Source organism: Plantibacter sp. MDV22-iso1 (assembly GCF_058408345.1).
Map to the genome: position 1 here is coordinate 57,405 of NZ_JBZVDY010000002.1, position 18,473 is coordinate 75,877.

The 18,473-nt window shown below is 71.0% G+C and carries 17 protein-coding genes; 11 read left to right on the forward strand and 6 right to left on the reverse strand.

The annotated features are described in order from the left end of the window. Positions 1 to 54: 54 nt before the first annotated feature. Together AC4PMY_RS11020 and AC4PMY_RS11025 are read right to left on the reverse strand one after the other, a co-directional pair. Positions 55 to 891: an alpha/beta fold hydrolase gene (locus AC4PMY_RS11020; protein ID WP_491622723.1), complete on the reverse strand. Its 837-nt coding sequence runs from the start codon at positions 889 to 891 to the stop codon at positions 55 to 57. A 138-nt stretch (positions 892 to 1,029) separates the two neighbouring features. Then, a complete protein-coding gene (locus AC4PMY_RS11025) occupies positions 1,030 to 2,661 on the reverse strand; it encodes a helix-turn-helix transcriptional regulator (protein WP_491622724.1) in 1,632 nt (543 codons plus the stop codon). A 175-nt stretch (positions 2,662 to 2,836) separates the two neighbouring features. Between AC4PMY_RS11025 and AC4PMY_RS11030 the strand changes: the two genes are divergently transcribed. Together AC4PMY_RS11030 and AC4PMY_RS11035 are read left to right on the forward strand one after the other, a co-directional pair. Next, positions 2,837 to 5,956 (forward strand): DUF7507 domain-containing protein, encoded by a 3,120-nt coding sequence (locus tag AC4PMY_RS11030; RefSeq protein WP_491622725.1) that lies wholly within the window; start codon positions 2,837 to 2,839, stop codon positions 5,954 to 5,956. Between the two features lie 83 nt (positions 5,957 to 6,039). Next, a complete protein-coding gene (locus AC4PMY_RS11035; RefSeq protein WP_491622726.1) occupies positions 6,040 to 6,600 on the forward strand; it encodes a hypothetical protein in 561 nt (186 codons plus the stop codon). A 6-nt stretch (positions 6,601 to 6,606) separates the two neighbouring features. Here the strand turns inward: AC4PMY_RS11035 and AC4PMY_RS11040 are convergent, their stop codons facing one another. Further along, positions 6,607 to 7,227 carry a hypothetical protein gene (locus AC4PMY_RS11040; protein ID WP_071259138.1) on the reverse strand — a complete coding sequence of 207 codons (621 nt, stop codon included), beginning with the start codon at positions 7,225 to 7,227 and terminating at the stop codon, positions 6,607 to 6,609. Positions 7,228 to 7,374: 147 nt separating this feature from the next. On the opposite strand from AC4PMY_RS11040, the gene AC4PMY_RS11045 reads away from it, so the two are divergent. The 7 genes from AC4PMY_RS11045 to AC4PMY_RS11075 are packed head-to-tail and all read left to right on the forward strand — an operon-like array spanning position 7,375 to position 14,107. Beyond that, entirely contained in the window at positions 7,375 to 8,082 is a 708-nt protein-coding gene (locus tag AC4PMY_RS11045; RefSeq protein WP_071259135.1) for an HAD family hydrolase, read from the forward strand. Positions 8,083 to 8,113: 31 nt separating this feature from the next. Further along, positions 8,114 to 9,124, forward strand: a complete 1,011-nt coding sequence (gene phnD, locus AC4PMY_RS11050) for a phosphate/phosphite/phosphonate ABC transporter substrate-binding protein (RefSeq protein WP_121293990.1) — start codon at positions 8,114 to 8,116, stop codon at positions 9,122 to 9,124. 39 nt (positions 9,125 to 9,163) lie between these two features. Further along, positions 9,164 to 9,988 carry a phosphonate ABC transporter ATP-binding protein gene (phnC, locus tag AC4PMY_RS11055; protein WP_071259130.1) on the forward strand — a complete coding sequence of 275 codons (825 nt, stop codon included), beginning with the start codon at positions 9,164 to 9,166 and terminating at the stop codon, positions 9,986 to 9,988. Beyond that, on the forward strand, positions 9,985 to 10,818 hold the full coding sequence (gene phnE / locus AC4PMY_RS11060) for a phosphonate ABC transporter, permease protein PhnE (RefSeq protein ID WP_491622727.1): 834 nt from the start codon (positions 9,985 to 9,987) through the stop codon (positions 10,816 to 10,818). Before phnC ends, phnE (AC4PMY_RS11060) begins: the two co-directional genes overlap by 4 nt. Next, a complete protein-coding gene (gene phnE, locus AC4PMY_RS11065; RefSeq protein WP_121293988.1) occupies positions 10,815 to 11,690 on the forward strand; it encodes a phosphonate ABC transporter, permease protein PhnE in 876 nt (291 codons plus the stop codon). Before phnE (AC4PMY_RS11060) ends, phnE (AC4PMY_RS11065) begins: the two co-directional genes overlap by 4 nt. Then, a complete protein-coding gene (locus AC4PMY_RS11070; RefSeq protein ID WP_071259124.1) occupies positions 11,671 to 12,543 on the forward strand; it encodes a MurR/RpiR family transcriptional regulator in 873 nt (290 codons plus the stop codon). The genes phnE (AC4PMY_RS11065) and AC4PMY_RS11070 overlap by 20 nt, the downstream gene beginning before the upstream one ends. 55 nt (positions 12,544 to 12,598) lie before the next feature. Further along, positions 12,599 to 14,107 carry an ABC transporter substrate-binding protein gene (locus AC4PMY_RS11075; RefSeq protein ID WP_491622728.1) on the forward strand — a complete coding sequence of 503 codons (1,509 nt, stop codon included), beginning with the start codon at positions 12,599 to 12,601 and terminating at the stop codon, positions 14,105 to 14,107. A gap of 14 nt (positions 14,108 to 14,121) precedes the next feature. On the opposite strand, the gene AC4PMY_RS11080 is transcribed toward AC4PMY_RS11075, so the two are convergent. Beyond that, complete coding sequence (locus tag AC4PMY_RS11080) at positions 14,122 to 14,751, reverse strand: isochorismatase family protein (RefSeq protein WP_491622729.1); 630 nt, start codon at positions 14,749 to 14,751, stop codon at positions 14,122 to 14,124. Between the two features lie 93 nt (positions 14,752 to 14,844). Here AC4PMY_RS11080 and AC4PMY_RS11085 point away from each other — a divergent pair, with 93 nt between their 5' ends. Beyond that, positions 14,845 to 15,960 carry a hypothetical protein gene (locus tag AC4PMY_RS11085; RefSeq protein ID WP_491622730.1) on the forward strand — a complete coding sequence of 372 codons (1,116 nt, stop codon included), beginning with the start codon at positions 14,845 to 14,847 and terminating at the stop codon, positions 15,958 to 15,960. 15 nt (positions 15,961 to 15,975) lie between these two features. On the opposite strand, the gene AC4PMY_RS11090 is transcribed toward AC4PMY_RS11085, so the two are convergent. Next, complete coding sequence (locus tag AC4PMY_RS11090; RefSeq protein ID WP_491622731.1) at positions 15,976 to 16,488, reverse strand: hypothetical protein; 513 nt, start codon at positions 16,486 to 16,488, stop codon at positions 15,976 to 15,978. Between the two features lie 115 nt (positions 16,489 to 16,603). On the opposite strand from AC4PMY_RS11090, the gene AC4PMY_RS11095 reads away from it, so the two are divergent. After that, complete coding sequence (locus tag AC4PMY_RS11095) at positions 16,604 to 17,158, forward strand: GNAT family N-acetyltransferase (RefSeq protein WP_491622732.1); 555 nt, start codon at positions 16,604 to 16,606, stop codon at positions 17,156 to 17,158. Positions 17,159 to 17,208: 50 nt separating this feature from the next. Here the strand turns inward: AC4PMY_RS11095 and AC4PMY_RS11100 are convergent, their stop codons facing one another. Next, positions 17,209 to 18,471 (reverse strand): glycoside hydrolase 5 family protein, encoded by a 1,263-nt coding sequence (locus AC4PMY_RS11100; RefSeq protein WP_491622733.1) that lies wholly within the window; start codon positions 18,469 to 18,471, stop codon positions 17,209 to 17,211. Between the last annotated feature and the right edge of the window lie 2 nt (positions 18,472 to 18,473).

Below are 18,473 nucleotides of genomic sequence, written 5' to 3' on the forward strand. Positions count from 1 at the left end.
GCGGTGACGCGCAGCGCTGGGTGCGCCGCGCGTCACCGCATGCGGTTGCCGGACCTACTTCGCGAGGAAGTCCAGGACGGCCCGGTTCCATTCCTCCGCGTGGCTGACGTTGACGCCGTGCGGCGCACCCTCGACGACGTACAGCGTCGACGACGGGATCGCCGCGTGCGTCCGTGCACCGGAGCCCTCGAAGGGGACGGTCGCATCGCTGTCGCCGTGGATGACGAGGGTCGGGACGGTGACGTTCGGCAGGTCGTCGCGGAAGTCGGTGTTCGCGAACGACGCCATGGCCTCGAGTGCGGCGGGCTTGAACGCCTGGTGCGCGAGCGCGAGGGCCTCCTGACGCTGCTCCTCTGTGACCTTCAGCTCGCCGTCCACTGAGAAGAAGTCGGTCGTGAACTGGTCGTAGAACGCGTCCTGATCCGCCGTGAGCCCGGCCGTCATCTTCGCGGCCTCGGAGACCGGGAGGGGCCCGTCAGGGTTTCCGGCCGTCTGCAGCAGGTACGGCGGAACCGCGGAGGCGAAGACCGCGCTGTGGATGCGCTCCGAACCGTGGCGGCTGAAGTACCGGGCGACCTCACCGCCACCCATCGAGAACCCGACGAGCGTCACGTCGCGCAGGTCGAGCGCTTCGAGCACCGCCTGCAGGTCGTCGGTGAGCCGGTCGTAGCCGTAACCGGTGAGCGGCTTGTCGCTGCGACCGAAGCCGCGGCGGTCGTAGGTGATGACGCGGTAGCCTGCGGCCTCGAAAGCCGGGACCTGTTCCTTCCACGACGCACCGGACAGCGGCCAACCGTGGATGAGGACGACCGGGCGTCCCGTGCCACCGGTGTCGTCGACGTGCAGCTTCGTGTCCTTCAGCAGGCCGTGGTGTGCGGTGATCTCCGTCATGGTGCTCCTCTCCCGGGCCGCGGGTCGCGGCCACTCAGACCAGCTTCGGCGGAGGCGGTGCGAGCGGATGGGGGCTTGCGAACCGCGAGGCGATGTCCTATCCGCTGAAGACTCCGGCGACGTGGCGACCAGTGACGTTCACCGCTCGGTCGGGAGCAACCCCAACCGCCGCGCGGTGGCCAGCGCGTCCTCGCGGGAGTCGACGCCGAGCTTCCGGTAGACGTTCCGGAAGTGGAACTTCACCGTGTTCGCGGACACGTACAGCGCTAGTGCGATGTCCTGCCGGGTCCGGCCCTCCGCGGAGAGCTGCAGGATCCGGCGCTCGGTGGCGGTGAGCTCCACGAGCTGCACGGTCTCCGGCGTCGGCTCGGGACTCGAGGCGAGCGTCCGCTCGATCCGCGCATGGGTCTCGCTGGGCGACATCGTGCCGAGGAGGTGTCGGAGCGGCCTGCGCGGCGCGACCACGAAGGGCGTGAGCATCCCGGTCCGCGCCGTCGTGGCGATCGCCTGGAGGAGATGCCGCCGACCGTCCTCGTCCGAGTCGTCGGCGAGCGCCGAGGTGATGAGCAGCTCCGTCTGCGCACCGGCGTCGATGTGCTCCTCCGCGAGCCCGGCGGTGGCGAGTTCCCGCGCGAGGGGTTTGCGGTCGGTCAGGAGCGCGAGCCGCGAGGCGACCGCCGCGGTGTGGGCGTTCCGGTCACGACCGTCGAGGAGGACGCTGGCCTCCGTCGGGCGGTCGAGGGCGAGGAGGAGTGACGCTTCCACGGCGTCGAGGAGTCGCTCCGATCCGGCATGACGCAGGCTGCGACCGGCGAACACGCGGGTGCGCTCGATGAGCTGCAGCGCCGCCCGTCGATCGCCCCACAGGAGTGCGTGCTGCGCTTGCGCGTAGGTGATGAACGGGGCCCAGGACCGCTCACGGTTGACCTGGAGCTCCAGCGTCGCGAGCGCGGCCTCCGCCGCCGCACGGTCGACGCGGGCGATGGCGATCAAGGCGCGGGCGATGGACCCCGACAGTTGGACCAGGGGCACCATCCACCCGTGCGCGCCGCCCCCGTCGTCGTGGCGCTCGAGCCAGCGGTCCGCCTCCACGATCTCGCCGCGCACCGCGTAGAGCAGGGCGAGCTTGCCGGAGGCGTCCCCACCGTTCCGGCCGTCCCAGGACTCGTGCCGGAGCTCGTACGCCTCACGCAGCACGAGGCTCGCCTCGTGGAGGTCTCCCACGAGCAGTTTCGTGATCCCCACCTGCAGCAGGGCGGTGGGGACGCGGGGCGCGAACTCGGTCGGGCGGTGCACGCGGGCTCGGCGAGCGAGCTCCTCGGTGATCCGCGCGTAGTCTAACGCCCGCTGGTGCCGGCCGTGCACGCGGTAGGCGATCATGAACGCCGTCGATGCACTCAGGCTGATGCGCGCGAGCTCGGAGCGGGCGCGGTCACGGATGTCGTCGGGATCAGTCGGGAGCTGGAACCGCCCCACCGACTGGTCGAGTGCGTCGGTCTCCCCACGGATGTTGAGGCGGATCTCCCGGACGGCGAAGACGATGGGGTGGTTCGAGAGCACGCGCACCGGGAGTGCCTGCAGCGCGCGGTCGAGCGTCGCGAGGTCGAGCGCCATGAGGATCCCCCACTCGTACTCGATCACCGAGACGACCGTGTCCCAGTCCTCCTCCTGGATGGCCGTGGTGAGGAGACGGGTGACCGGGGCGACGTCCGTGGGGTGGAGGAACCCCGCCCCGAGGGAGGGAAAGTACCTCTTCCAACCGGTGTGCACGGGTCAACCCTAAGTGACCGCCACCTGTCGGGGAACACCCGGGGCAGGATGCGGGGTGGTCTTTGGCCGATCCACCCGGACCGCGTCGGGGTTGCCGCTCTACTGATCCTCGGCCCCGCAGCTGGGGCCAGGTTTTCGGCGGGCGCACCGCCGCTTCACGGGGAAGGCGACACACATGCAGCAGCACACGGGTCGAAGGAGTCACCGCGCACGGTGGCGGAGCCGGTGGGGGGCTCCGTCCGCCGGTCGCGCCTCCATGGGGATCATCGGGGTGACCGTCCTGTCGGCGCTCTCGATCGTCGGGGTCGGGTCGAGCGCGCAGGCGCTGCCAGGGACGCCGGGGACGCCGCAGTCGGGCTCGGTGGTCTACTCCGAGGACTTCGAGAACGGCGTGACGTCGCCGACGTACCTCGAGGACTACGTCGGAGCCGACGGCACGCGGTACACCGCGGACGCCTCCTGGCGCGACCACACCCAGTGCAACGGGAACATCACGAGCTTCGCCTCGTCCGCGGAGCCGCAGTGCCTCGCGGCGTCGGCGTCCGGTGAAGGGCGCACGCGGCAGCTCGCCTGGGCCCTCGGCGCCGGCGACACGGCCAACCACTCCGTGAGTGCCTGGACCTCGCAGCAGACCCTCACGATGAACCCGCCGAACGCGGTCGAGTTCGCGACCGTCGACCCGATCGCGCTCACGAGCGCCGGCCGGTACCTCACGACCTCGGTGGATCTCGCCGCGGTGTCCTGCAACGCGTCGCAGCAGCCCGTCCTCGAGTTCTTCCTCACCGACGACCAGGGCGGCGCGCACTCCGTCGGGGCCGTCAACGGCTGTACCGCAGCCGGCTCCCGGTCCGTCACCGCACCGGCCACCGGCGCGGCCGGGGCCGAGAACGTCCGTGTCGGCACCTACGTCTCGCCGGGAGCGGTCCTGCTGCCCGGGGCGACCGTCGGCATCGTCGCCCGCAACCTGACCGGTGGCGGCACGGCCGGCAACGACCACGCCTTCGACAACATCCAGGTGCTCGACGTCTCCCCGCAGTTGGACAAGTCGTTCAGCCCGGCGAGCGTCGTCGCCGGTGAGACGTCCACGCTGACCCTCACGATCACCAACACCGACGAACTCGCGGCGAAGAACGGCTGGTCCTTCACGGACGCGCTGCCCGCCGGCCTGACGATCGCCGACGGCGACGCGTCGACCACCTGCCCGTCGGGTGTCGTCACCGCGCCCGAGGGCGGCTCGTCGATCGACGTCTCCGGGAACCTCAGCCAGGGCATGACCTCCTGCGCCGTGACCGTCGAGGTCACGTCGCCCGTCGCCGGGACGTTCACGAACGGGCCCGACAACATCACGAGCGTGGGCCTCAACCCGCCGGCCGACGCCACGGTCGAGTTCGTGCCGCAGGCTCCCGCGATCACCGTCGTGAAGTCCGCGTCCCCCGCTGCGGCGGAGTACGCCGTCGGCGACGAGATCACCTACTCCTTCCTCGTCACCAACACCGGCAACGTCACGCTCACCGACGTCCAGGTCGACGAGGGCACGTTCACCGGGACCGGTGACCTCTCCGACGTCGTCTGCCCGGCGGGAGCCGCCTCGCTCGCGCCCGCGGCGGCGGTGACCTGCGAAGCCACGTACACGATGACGCAGGCCGACATCGACGCCGGTACCGTCTCCAACTCGGCCACCGCGACCGGGACACCTCCGCAGGGCCGGCCGCCGGTCTCACCGCCGTCGGAGGTCACCATCCCGGGCGTGGCCCAGGCCCCGGCGCTCACCGTCGCGAAGTCGGCGACGCCGACCACGGTCGCGAACGCCGGCGAGGACGTCACCTACTCGTTCCTCGTCACCAACACCGGCAACGTCACCCTGACCGACGTCTCGATCATCGAGGGCGAGTTCACCGGCACCGGCGAGCTCTCCGACGTGGTGTGCCCGGCCGCGGCCGGCTCGCTCGCCCCGGCGGCGACCGTCACCTGCGAAGCGAGCTACAGGGTCACGCAGGCCGACGTCGACGCCGGCTCCGTGACCAACTCCGCGACCGCGACCGGCACCCCGCCGGCAGGCGGCACTCCCCCGGTCTCACCGCCGTCGGAGACCACGGTCGCGTTCCCGGCAGCGCCCGCCATCACGGTGGCGAAGTCCGCGACGCCGACCACGGTCGCGAACGCCGGTGAGGACGTCACCTACTCGTTCCTCGTCACCAACACCGGCAACGTCACGCTCGCCGACGTCCAGATCGTCGAGGGCGACTTCACCGGGACCGGTGAGCTGTCCCAGGTCGTCTGCCCGCCCGCGGCAGGCTCGCTCGCCCCGGCGGCGACCGTCACCTGCGAGGCCACCTACACGGTGACCCAGGCCGACGTCGACGCGGGATCGGTCACGAACAGCGCGACCGCGACCGGCACCCCGCCGGACGGTGGCACGCCCCCGGTCTCGCCGCCGTCGGAGACCACGGTCGCGTTCCCGGCGACACCCGCCATCACGGTCGTGAAGTCGGCCGATGCAGTGGCCCAAGGCGGCCTCGCGGTCGGCCAGGTCGTCACCTACTCCTTCCTCCTCACCAACACCGGGAACGTCACGCTGACGAACCCGACGGTGGTGGAAGGGGAGTTCTCCGGCGCCGGCGAGCTGTCCGACGTCGTCTGCCCCGCCGAAGCCGCTTCGTTGGCACCGGGCGCGACGATCACCTGCGAGGCCACCTACACGGTCGTGCAGGCCGACGTCGACGCGGGCCTGATCACGAACTCGGCGACCGCGACGGCGACGCCGCCGAACAGCGTGAACGGTGTCCCGCCGGTCTCGCCGCCGTCCGAGGTCACGATCCCGTCGCCGCCCGTCCCCGGTCTCTCGGTGGTCAAGACGGCCGACGTCGAGCGGGCCACGACTGCGGGACAGGTCATCACCTACTCGTTCCAGGTGACGAACACCGGTAACGTCACGCTGCGTGACGTCGCGGTCCAGGAAGGTGACTTCACCGGTACCGGGACGCTCTCCGCGATCACCTGCCCGACGGGCACGGCGCTCCTCACCCCCGGGCTCCAGGTCGTCTGCACCGCGACCTACACGGTCACCCAGGCGGACCTGAACGCGGGCTCGATCCGCAACACCGCCTTCGGGACCGGCGTGACGCCGGGCGGCGAGTCGTTCGCCTCCGGTCCGTCCACGGCCATCGTGAGCACGCCGGGTCCGGTGCTCGCCTCGACCGGAACGACCGTGGCACCGCTGGTGGTCGGGGCGGCGGTCCTGCTGCTGCTCGGTACCGGGCTCGTCATCCGACGCCGCCTCGTCACCGGGCGCTGACCCGGACCTGACCGATCGGGCGGGTCGGGCCTTCGGGCTCGGCTCGCCCGTCGTCCTGCCACCACCACTACCCTGTTGAGGCCATGAGATCCGCGACCACCACGACCCTGCTGCGTTGTGCGGCCTTCGGCGCCGTCGGTGCCGTCATCCTCTTCCTCGTCAGCCCGCTGACCTCGACCGCCGCGGTGCTCAACCCCGTGCTCTACGCCGCGATCGCCGCCGTCACGATGGTGATGCCGATGCTCGCCAGGCGCTGGACGGGCGTCCCCGGTGCGACGGCGCTCACCGCAGCCGTCACCGGGCTCCTCGCACTGCCCGTCACGGCCCTCGGCCCCGCGATCATCGTCGCGCTCGTCGTTCCGGCCGCGGCGATCGACCTGGTGCTCGCGCGCCGCCGTCACCCCGCCCGCACCACGACCTGGCTTGCTGCGGCGGCCGGCGGCGTCACGATCTGGGCATTGTCCTTCGCGGTGATCTCACCCGACCTCGTCTCGCCGGTGCTCGTCATCGTGCTGCTCGCGGTCCGCGTCGTGAGCTACGTCCTCGCCATGGAGCTGGCCGGTCTCGTCGCCGGGCGCCTCCGCCGATCCGGCGTGCGATCCGTACGTCGCGGCGACGCCCGCCGAGGATCCTCCGACGCCTGATCCACGTCAGCGTTCGACAGCAGCGTTCCACCGGGGACGGTCGGGGTCGGCGTCCCACTCCTCCAGCACCGCTGCTCCGGAGGCGACCGGGAAGGTCGTGATCAGGCGCTCGTCGATGCCGTACGCGAGCGCGACGGCGTCGGTCTCCGTCGGGTCGCCGAGCGCCAGACGCATCCGACCGGACGGGCCGTCGGCAGTCCGTGCCGGTCGTGCGAGCAGGTCCTGCGCGGCCGCCGTCACCCGCGACAGCAGGGACGACGCACGGGCCCACGGGACGAACTCGTCGTCGGGGAGCCCGAACGCGCGTGCGAGCGCTCCGTCCAGCCAGCGGTCGCGCTTCAACCCGTAGGGCGTCGGGACCGACGAGAGCAGGTAGCCGTAGACGTGGAGGAGCCCGGCGTTCCCGACCGGCCAGACCGCGGTGAGGTCGGCGCGCGCATGGAGCGCCTCGAAGAGCACACGAGGGATCACCGGCCCACCCGTGTGCTCGTCGATGACGGTCGACGCTCCCCAGGAGGCGAACCGGCGGGCCGCCGTGTCGTCGTCGATCGCCGCACCCAACCAGGAGTGCTCCTCGAGCACGGTCGAGGGTTCGGTCTCTGCTCGTCGCGCGAGCTCCGTCATCATCACAGCACCACAGCATAGGCGGCTCGTGCGTCGGTGAATTCACCCGCCGTTCACCCGCCATGGTGATTGCGTCCACACTCGCCATCCATGATGGACGCAGCGTCCGCAGGAGCGGCCGTGTGAACGACCCGCTCAGAAGGAGCGCCTGTGGCCCCCACCATCCTCTTCGATTTCGACGGCACCCTCGCCCTCGGCGACGGGCCGATCACGGCCTTCGCCCGCGCCATCGCCGAGCGCACCGGCGATTCCGAGTTCGCGATGCGCGCCGAGGCCGCCCTCGCCGCGTTCTCGAACGGCGAGACCGACGCCCGCGACGGCTACGACGCCGTGACCCGGATCGCCCGCGAAGCCGGCGTCGGTGCCGACGTCATCGGCGCGTCCTACGACGACTCGCGCGCTCTGCTCGGCTCGAGCGAGGCGGCGGTCGACTCCCCCGAGGGCCTGCCCGCATTCCTCGAGACGCTGGGCGCCCACGCCCGACTCGTCCTGGCCACGAACGCCCCCGGCGACGGCATCACGGCCGTCCTCCAGTCCTGGGGCGTCGCCGAGGCGTTCGACGCCGTGCACTTCACCGTCGGGAAGCCGGCAGGCCTCGTCCCGCTCATCCGCGACGCGCTCGCCGCCGGCCCCGTCCTCGCCGTCGGCGACATCGTCGAGAACGACCTCGCTCCCGCCGCCGAACTGGGCGCCGACACCGCCCTCGTCGGCGCGACCTTCGAGCGCTCGACGGCCACCGCCACGATGCGTGGGCGCTCGCTCGCCGATCTGTACGACCAGATCATCGCGTGGGCCGCAGCCGCATCGCGCCTCCCCGACGCCTCCCCGACCTCCAGTCCCGCTCCGTCCGCCTCCTGACCACCCTCCACCCTCGAAAGGCACCCCGAACATGCGCAAGACCCTGCTCCTCACCGGCGTCGCGGCCGTCGCCGCCCTCGCCCTCGCCGGCTGCAGCCCCGCCGCCTCCTCCCCGTCGGCGACGGGCACGGCGTCCTGGCCCGACTCCATCACCATCTCCCTCGTGCCGTCGGTGGAGGGCGAGGACCTCGCCGAAGCACTCGACCCGCTCACCAGCTACCTCTCGGAGAACCTCGGCATCGAGGTCAACGGGGTCGTCGCGACCGACTACGCCGCGACCGTCGAGGCCCTCGGCAGCGACCAGGCACAGGTCATCATCACCGACGCCGGCTCGCTCTACAACGCGACCGAACGCTACGACGCGAACCTCGTCCTGCGCGACGTCCGCTTCGGCGCCACCTCGTACGCGTCGGTCGCCTACACGAACAACCCCGACAAGTACTGCGCCGAGGCTCCGGTCATGGTCACCTACGCAGCAAGCGACACCCCGCTCTCGTACTGCAACGGCATCGAGCCCGGCGCCGACGCTGCGACCGGCTCCGGGCCGGCCGCGCTGAAGGCCCTCGACAAGATCTCGAAGGGCACCAAGGTCGCCCTGCAGGCCGCGACCTCGCCCGCCGGGTACCAGTACCCCGTGGTCGCCATGCGTGACGCCGGCATCGACACCGACGCCGACATCACCCAGGTGCCGGTCGAGGGCAACAACAACGCGGTCCTCTCCGTCTACAACGGCGACGCCGAGGTCTCGTTCGGCTACTGGGACGCGCGCACGACCGTCCTCAAGGAGGCGCCCGACGTCGCCGACAAGGTCGTCGCGTTCGCCTACACCGAGATGATCCCCAACGGCGGCGTCGCGGTCTCGAAGTCGCTCCCGGCCGACCTCACGAAGCAGCTCACCAAGCTCATGGCGGGCTACGCGGACTCCTCCGATGCGGCGAAGCAGGTCATGTTCGACCTCGTCGGCCTCTCCGGCTGGACCGACAAGACCGCACCGGACGAGATCACCCGCTATGGCGAGATCCTCGACCAGTTCTCGAACTGACCCGTTTCAACCGATCGACCCTCTCCAGGAATCCGGTGCATGAACACTGATCAGCATCGCGCGGAGGCCCGAGCCCAGCTCGCGGCCTCCGCGTCGTGGTCCATCCGTCTCGACGACGTCTCGGTCACCTACCCGAACGGCACGAAGGCGCTCCGCAACGTCTCTCTCGACATCGCCGCCGGGGAGATGGTCTCCGTCGTGGGGCTCTCCGGCTCCGGCAAGTCGACGCTCATCCGCACGATCAACGGCCTCGTGCCGGCGACGAGCGGGACCGTCGCCGTCGGGCCGCACACCGTCACCGGTCTGCGCGGCCGACAGCTCCGTCGGCTGCGCGGGCACGTCGGCATGATCTTCCAGGGCTTCAACCTGGCCGATCGGACGAGCGTGTACCGCAACGTGCTCGTCGGCCGGTTCGCCGGCACCCCGACGTACCGGAACCTCCTCGGCCTGACGACCGCCGCCGACCGGGAGCTCGCCCTGCGCTCGCTCCAGTCGGTCGGCATGCTCGACAAGGTCTGGACCCGCGCGGCGCAACTCTCCGGCGGGCAGAAACAGCGCGTCGCGATCGCCCGCGCCCTCACGCAGCAGCCGAGCGTCATGCTCGCCGACGAGCCCGTCGCGAGTCTCGACCCGCCGACCGCGCACACGGTGATGAACGACCTGCGCCGGGTGAACACCGAGACGGGTCTCACGGTGCTCGTGAACATCCACCTCATGGACCTCGCTCGCACCTACACGACCCGCATGATCGGGCTCCGCGACGGCGAACTCGTCTATGACGGCTCCGCAGCCGACGCGACCGAGGCGGACTTCGAGCGGATCTACGGTCGCCCCATCCAGCCCGACGATCGGCTGGACCGATGACGGCGACCAGGACCGACGTGAAGCTGCCGCCCGGGACCGACTGGCAGCTGCCGCCCAGGCCGAGCACCCGGCTGCGGACCGCGCTCATCATCGGGGCCGTGGCCGCCTTCACGATCGCCACCTGCCTCCCGGCGATCGGCGGCGTACAGCTCGACTTCGGCGCGCTCATCTCCCACTGGGACAACGGCTCCGGTCTGCTCCTCCAGCTCTTCCAACCCGACGTCGCCTTCCTGCCACGGACGGTGCAACCGATGCTCGAGACGCTGCAGATGGCGCTCGTGGGTGCGGTGGCCGCTGCGCTGCTGTCCGTCCCGCTGACGCTGTGGGCGGCGGCCCCGACGAACCCGAACGGCCTGTCGCGTCGCATCCTGCGCGCGATCGTCAACGTCGTCCGAGCGGTGCCCGACCTCGTCTACGCGACCATCCTCGTCGCCATGGTCGGCGTCGGTGCGCTGCCCGGCCTCCTGACGCTCTTCCTCTTCGACCTCGGCATCATCGTCAAACTCGTCTCCGAGGCGATCGACTCCGCCGACCACCCGTACATCGAGGCCGGCAAGGCCGCCGGTGGGACGCAGTCGCAGATCAACCGCGTCACCGTCCTCCCGCAGGTCTGGCCGCTGTTCGCGAACCAGTGGCTGTACACCCTGGAGCTCAACGTCCGCATCTCCGCCATCCTCGGCATCGTGGGCGCCGGCGGCATCGGTCGGCTGCTCGACGAGCGGCGGGCGTTCTACGCCTACGACGACGTCTCGGTCATCGTCCTCGAGATCCTCGTCGTGGTCGTCCTCATCGAGGTCGCGTCCAACCTGCTGCGGAGGCGACTCGTATGACCGCGACCGATCCGAACAGCTTGCTCCCCCGCCGTCCCTCGCGGCTCGTCCCGACCCTCGCGGCCGTCGCCGTCGGGATCGTCGTCATCGCCGCGACCGCCGGCTTGCCGATCGACTGGCGCGACCTCGGGACCGTCCCGGCGCAGCTCGTGCACTTCGGCGGGCTCATGTTCGAGAGCCCGAACTGGGAGAAGCTCCCGCGGGCCCTCACCGAGATGTGGCGGTCGATCTCGATGGCCTGGATCGGCGCGATCCTCTGCGTCCTCGTCTCGATCCCGCTCGGCATGCTCGCCGCCGGGTCGGTCGGTCCGGTCTGGCTGCGGCTGCCGCTGCGCGGGGTGTTCGCCGTGATCCGCGCGGTCCCGGAGGTGATCATCGCCCTCATCCTGCTCACGATCACCGGACTCACCCCGTTCACGGGCGCGCTGGCGCTCGGGATCGCCGGCGTCGGCACCCAGGGGAAGTGGGTCTACGAGACGATCGAGTCCGTGCAGGAGGGCGCCTCGGAGGCCGTCCGCGCTGCCGGAGGCGGTACCGCCGAGGTGACGCGCTGGGCGCTCTGGCCCGCCGCCGCACCGGCACTGCTGTCGCTCGCGCTCTACCGGTTCGAGATCAACATCCGCACCTCGGCGGTCCTCGGGCTCGTCGGCGCAGGCGGGATCGGCAGCATGCTGGCGAACTACACCAACTATCGCCAGTGGGATACAGTCGGGATGCTGCTGATCGTGGTGGTCGTCGTGACCATGACGATGGACGCGATCTCGGGAGCCATCCGACGCAGGATCACCCGGGGCCCCGGCATCGCCCGCACCACCCGTACCGCCCTTCCCGCCCGCACGACGAGGAGCCGCAATGTGGACAGGGTCCGCTGACGCCCCGCCGACGGCCAGGATCGCGATGCTCGCGCCGTCGCTCCAGCCCAGCGAACGCCGGGTGGCCGAGACGGTGGCCGAGGACATCGAGGCGAGCATCGAGCGCACCGCCCAGGAGGTCGCCGACCTCGCCGGTGTCGGCCGCGCCACGGTCATCCGCACCGCGCAGTCGCTCGGGTACGAGGGCTACCCGCAGCTGCGGGTCGCCCTCACCCGCGAGGTCGCGCTCGGGACACCGACCACCCGCGACGACGGCGACGACACGATGCTCGGCACCCTCCGCGGGGCCATCGACCACTTCGCCGGTCGCCTCGGCCAGACGACGTCGGCGATGACGGAGGAGACGCTCGAACGGTTCGTCCGCGTGCTCGACGAGGCGCCGAGACTGCTCATCGCGGCGAACGGCCTCTCCTCACCGCTCGGTTCCGATCTGGCGATGCGGCTCATCTCCGCAGGCCGGCCGGCCGAGTACCTGCCCGACACGCTCGGGCAGCAGATCGCCGCCACCCACCTCGGCCCGGGCGCGGCGTGTCTGGTCCTGTCGGGCTCGGGCGCGAACCGGGCGTCCGTCGACGTGGCCGCGGCAGCTCGGGCGAGTGGCGCGACCGTCCTCGCGATCACCTCCTTCCCGCGCTCGGCCGTCGCCGAACTCGCGGATGTCGCGCTCGTGGTCGCTCCCATCGACGCGACCTTCCGGGACGAACTCGTGCACACCTCCCGGGCGGCCATCATGCTGGTGACGGAATCCGTGGTCGGCCTGCTCGTGGGCCGACGGGGCGATCGTGCGCAGCGCGCCCAGTCGGCGACGCTCGCGGTCATCAGCGGCTCGCTGTCGGACGACGCCTCGGACTGACCCGGCTCGGGCAGACCGGCTCGGACCGGTGCCGGGATCCGCGAGAATGTTCCCCATGCCCCGTCATCGACTGCGTCGTCACCTGCTCACCGCCGTGATCGCGGCCACCGGTTCCCTCCTCGTCCTCACGGGCTGCGCCGACCCGGCGACGACGCCGACCGCGGACACCGACGCGACACTCCGCGTGGGCCTCGTCCTCGAGCCCTCGGACCTGAACATCCGCACGACCTCCGGCGTCGCACTCGAGCAGGTCCTCATCGACAACGTCTACCAGGGGCTGGTCTCGCGCACGACGGACAACGAGATCGTCGACACCCTCGCCGAGCGCCACGAGGTCAGCGCCGACGGGCTCACCTACACCTTCGTCCTCCGTGACGGCGTGACCTTCCACGACGGCGCTCCGCTCACCACCGCCGATGTGGTCGACTCGCTCACGCAGGTCCAGCAGAACGAGGCGTTCGTCGACCACCTCGACCTGGAGCAGCTCCAGAGCATCACGGCGGTCGACGAGCGCACCGTCCGGCTGCAGCTCAGCTCCCCCGACTCCGACCTGCTGTGGGCACTGACGGGTCGTGCGGGGCTCGTCCTCCAGGCCGGGGCGGACAACGACCTGTCGACGACGGCGAACGGCACCGGGCCGTTCACGCTCACATCGTGGAAGCAGGGCGACAGCATCACCGTCGAGCGGAACGACGACTACTGGGGCGACGCTCCGAAGGTCCAGGAGGTCGTCTTCAGCTACATCCCCGACGCGTCCTCGGCCGTCAACGCGACCCTCGCGGGCGAGGTCGACGTGCAGATCGGTCTCGACGCGAACCTGCGGGACCAGGTCGAGCGTGCCGACGGCCTGACGATCGTCGAGGGGAAGACCACCGACAAGTACACCCTCGCCTTCAACAACCAGCGCGCGCCCCTGAACGACCCCCTCGTCCGCCAGGCCCTCCGGACGGCGATCGACCACGCCGCCATCGTCGAAGCGGTCGGTGGCGCCGCGGCCCTGCAGTACGGACCGATCCCGGAGCTCGACCCCGGCTACGAGGACCTCAGTGACGTCGTGAGCTACGACCCGGACGCGGCGAAGGCGCTCCTCGCGCAGGCCGGCCAGGAGGACCTCGCGCTCACGCTCACCGTCCCGAACCACTACGGCACCGCCGCGACCAATGTCCTGGTGTCGCAGTTCAAGGCCGTCGGCGTCACCCTGACGGTCGACAGCGTCGAGTTCCCCACGTGGTTGAACGACGTCTACACCAACCACGACTACGACCTCAGTCTCGTGAACCACGTCGAGGCACGCGACATCCAGCACTGGGCGGACCCGGACTACTACTTCGGCTACGACAACCCGGCGGTGCAGTCGTTGGTCGCCGAGGCGGAGGCCGCGATCGACCCGAAGGTCGCCGACGAACGACTCCGCGAAGCCGCCGCGCTGGTCTCGAAGGACCACGCCGCGGACTGGCTCTACACCGGGATCACCCTCACCGTCGTGCGCAACGGCGTCACCGGCTTCCCCACCGACTTCGTCAGCGAGCACCTCGACCTCCGGGACGTCGCCGTCACCGACTGATCGGCGGCGGGAGGCTAGTCGCGACCGGCGGCGCGCGTGGCGGAGGACACCAGGTCGTCCTTCGGCAACGCCGTGCCGTACGTGAGGGCCTGCGTCCAGGACGCCGTCGTCGCCACGGCGGCGAAGTTCGAATCCAGCAGCGCCATAAGGGTCGTGTGCACCGTCTTCGCGTCGACGGACCCGGCCGCGTTCTCGAGGTTGATGGCTCCGGTCGCGTCGGAGAGCACCTCGACGTCGATACCGAGTTCTTCGGCGCCTGCTGCCGAGGCGATGACGCAGTTGTTGGTCATGTACCCGACGAGCGTGATGGTGTCGACACCCTGCTCGCGCAGCCACGCCTCGAGCTCGGTCCCGGCGAAGACCGAACCGTACTGCTTCACGACGCCCTTCCAGGACGGCTGCACCTGGCGGGCGACCTCGGGGTGCAGCTCGAACGCACTCGTGTCCGGATCGAAGACCGGGGCCCCGCTGCCGGATGAGTGCTGGACGACCACGACGGGGATTCCGGCCGTCGTCGCCGCATCGATGGCGTCCGCGATCCGCAGGATCGACTCGTCGCGCGGCGGGTACTGGATCGCGAGCGGACCGGCGAAGTACTCCTGCTGGACGTCGATCAGGATCAGGGCGCGACGGGTCGTGGTCACGGAGAACTCCTCGGTTCGGTGATGGCATCCACACGACGCCGGTTCCATCCTCCCGCGGAAGCGGACGACGCGCGCCACCGATAGTCTCGGCGCATGGGGATCAGGGGTGCGGGGATGCGTTCGGTCGGGATCAGTGCGGGACTCGCCGTGATGGTGGCGCTGTCGGCATCGGCGTGCGCGTCATCCGCGACGCCGGACGCGTCGCCGACCTCCGATGCGCCGAGCACCCCGGCGTCGGCCGACCTCCTCGCGTGCAGCGACCTCGCGTCGCTCGACACCGTCGCCGGCGTCCTCGCTGCTGAACCGGCTGACGTCGTCGAGGCCGTGCAGCCGTCCGACGCCGTGGATCTGGCCGTCCTGACGGCGGCCGGCGGGCTCGCCTGCTCCTGGCGGGTGGGCGCCGGACAGCAGATGATCGGCGACGGAGCGGGCGACTGGGCCTACCTCTCGATCGAGATCCTGCCGGGCGCTGCCGACGACTGGGCGCCGCCCTACGCCGGCGACACACCGTCCGAGGACACGAGGACGATCGCCGGTGTCGAGGCGACCACCACGTCGGGCGAGACCGGATGGCGCGTGTCCGCTCCCGTCGGCTCGGCCTGGGTCGAGCTGTCGATCACCGCCTCCGGGCTGACCTCGACCGGCAGCCGGTTCGACGGCACGCCGTCGGGCGAGGTCCTCGACAACCTCGCCTCGGCGGCGGAGACCACCTTCTCGACGGTGGAGCCCGCCTCCGAGGCTCAGCTCGCCTGGCCTGCGCTCGCGCCACGCGAGGGCGACGCGAGCTGCGACGGCGGGCTGGACGAGGCCGGGATCGTCTCAGCACTGCAGTACGGCGAGGCCACCACCACCTACACCGTCATCGACCCACGGGCCCAGCCGATCGGCGATCTGGAGGATGCCGCGAGCGCCCGCGTCGGTGCGTTCAGCTGCGAACTCTTCGCTGAGGGTTTCGGGTACACCGACATCCTGGTCGTGCGCGACGGCGCGGCGATCATCGACGAGCTGACAGCCCGGCCCGACATGGCGGCGGCGCTCGAGCCGGTCATCCTCGAGGGCGCGGTCGACGGCGAGTCGGCGTTCGTCGCGCGCCGCATGGACGGTCCGCGGTCGCCGCTCTACCTCAGCGTCGGTGAGACGTTCTACGCCGTGAGTTCCGGCGACGGTGCACAGACGGTCGCGGAGGCGATCATCGCCCAGACGCGGTGACGGCCGGCAGCGCGGTCACTCGGTGTCGAAACCGCAGGTCTGGATGGTCCAGGCGATGAACGCCTGGTAGTCCGGGTCGGTCGCGGCGCTCTGCACGGCCTGTGACTCGGTGAACCTCGGGTCGAGCCCGACGTCGGAGACGAGGCTGTCGGCCGGGAACTCGGCGAGGATCGCGGCGGTCTCCTCAGCGGAGGTCGCGAAGACCTCGGCGCCGGCTGCGACCTCGGTGCTCACGCCGTCCAGGGGCAGGAGGTCGCGGATCGTCGTGACCTGCGCCTGCACGGCCTCGAGGTCCTCGCCGACGGTGCCCGACTTCGCGGTCGCCGCCGCGCGGTTGGCCGCGCAGAACGCCGTGTAGTCGGCGGGCCCGTCCGCGGCATCGGCGGTCGCCGTGGCGGTGGGGGTCGACGACGGCGCCGCGGAGTCGCGATCCCCGCTGGACGGTGCCGAGCATCCGGCGAGGAGTCCGGCGACGAGGAGGCCGGAGCCCCAGACGAGGGCGGGTCGGCTGCGGTGCGGTGCGGTCATGGACGAGGTCCCCTTCAACGATCTACGAGTCGGCGCGATCCATGTTGCCGTACCCGTGGGCGGTCCGGAAAGCCCGCTGCGCGGTGCGGAGCGCCATCTCGTATCGTTGATCGACGTGAGCACCTCCCTTCCCACGACCTTCCCGCTGTCCACCGATCGGCTCGTCCTCCGCCCGCACGAACCGTCGGACGTGGCCTGGTTGCTCGCGGTCTACGGACGGCCGGACGTCGCCACCTACCTCCTCGACGAGCCGTGGACGGAGGAGGTCGCGCAGCGGAAGAGCGCCGAGCGGCTCCAGCGCACCGGCCTGGACAGCCCGTCGCGTGCGCTCGCGCTCATCGTCGAGCACGAGGGTGCGCCGGTGGGCGAGGTCCTGCTCTGGTACACCGACCACGAGCGGGGCGTCGCCGAGATCGGTTGGGTCCTCGACCCGGCACACGGCGGCAAGGGGTTCGCGAGCGAGGCCGTCGGCGCGGTCCTCGACCTCGCGTTCAGCACGCCGGGGATGCACCGGGTCGCCGCGCAGATGGACGGCCGGAACACGGCATCGGCGCGGCTCGCCGAGCGGGTCGGCATGCGGCGCGAGGCCCACCTCCGGCAGGACTGGTGGAACAAGGGCGAGTGGACCGACACGGTCGTCTTCGGCCTGCTGGCGAGCGATCGCCGCTGACGCCCGTCAGCCGACCTTCCCGACGACCGCACCGCGGTCGTCGGACTCCGTCATCGAACCGATCCCGAGCTGGGGACGGCGTGCACGTCGGTGATGCCACGCTTCGCCAGCGAAGCCGGATCCGCCGCGGTCCGAGACGTCACGACGGTGACCGGCTCGCCCTGTTCACGCAGCTCGTGCCAACGCTCGAACACGACGCCACCCGGTGCGAGGTCGGCCCGAGCGATCGGGAGGTCGTGCTCGTCCACATCGACGACGACGCCGACCGTGCGTGCGAGCACCCGGTCCCTCGCGCTGACGCGCGCGTCCGCGACGAGCTCGGCGAAGCGACGGCCGAGCGGCTTGACCGCGTTGTCCACGTCGAGCAGGCCGAGCGAGTACTCGAGGTCCTTGTAGTCGCCGAGCGACCGGGACACGTCGTGCGAGCACCACCAGGTGATCCCGTACAGACCGGGCGAGGAGAGCGCGGCCTCCACCGTCCGGGCCGCGAACTCCGGCATCTCGGTGTCCGCCAGGTTCATCGACGGAGCACCGACCTCCTGCAGCCACACCTGACGCCCCGAGTCGGTCGCGAACGCCTTCGACAGCTCGATCATCCACTCGGCGTGGCGGACGGATTGCGTGGACAGCCCGCCGTAGCGCTTCGCCGTGCCGTTGAAGATCCAGGAGTGCACGGTCGTGATGTCGCCGAGCCGCGAGGCGTGCACCGGGAGGAACGGATGCCCGTCCCGATACCAGAGGTGATCGTTCTCGCTGTGGGTGAGCAGGTGCCGGGGATCAGGGTCGACCGGCGCCTCCAGGAGTCTGGTCAACCAGTGCGCGACCTGATCGCTGTCAGCGGGCATCGCGGCCGGATTCGGTGGCTGGAACTGGTTGAGCTCGTTGCCGAGGGTCAGGCCGATGAGGTTCGGGCGGTCCCGCACGGCGTCGTAGACGGCGGACACGAGCGCGGCCTGCGCGTCGACGGCGGCTTCGTCGACGAACATGTTGCCGTCGTGCCAGTTGACGAGCCAGGCCGGGACGAAGTCGAACCCGGACATGTGCCCCTGGATGACGTCGACGGCGATGTCGAGCCCGAACTCGGCGGCGAGGTCGGCCACGAGCGAGACGTCGTCCAGTGCCTGGCGTCGGATGAGCGTCCGGTTCGGTTGCAGCACCGGCCAGAGCGGGAACACCCTGACGTGGTCGAGACCGAGACCGGCCAACGCCTCGAAGTCCCTGCGGACGACGTCGGCGTCGATGCCCATCCATTGGAACATCCAGTCCTTGGAGGGTGTGTAGTTCGCTCCGAAGCGCGGAGTGTGGTCGGTCACGG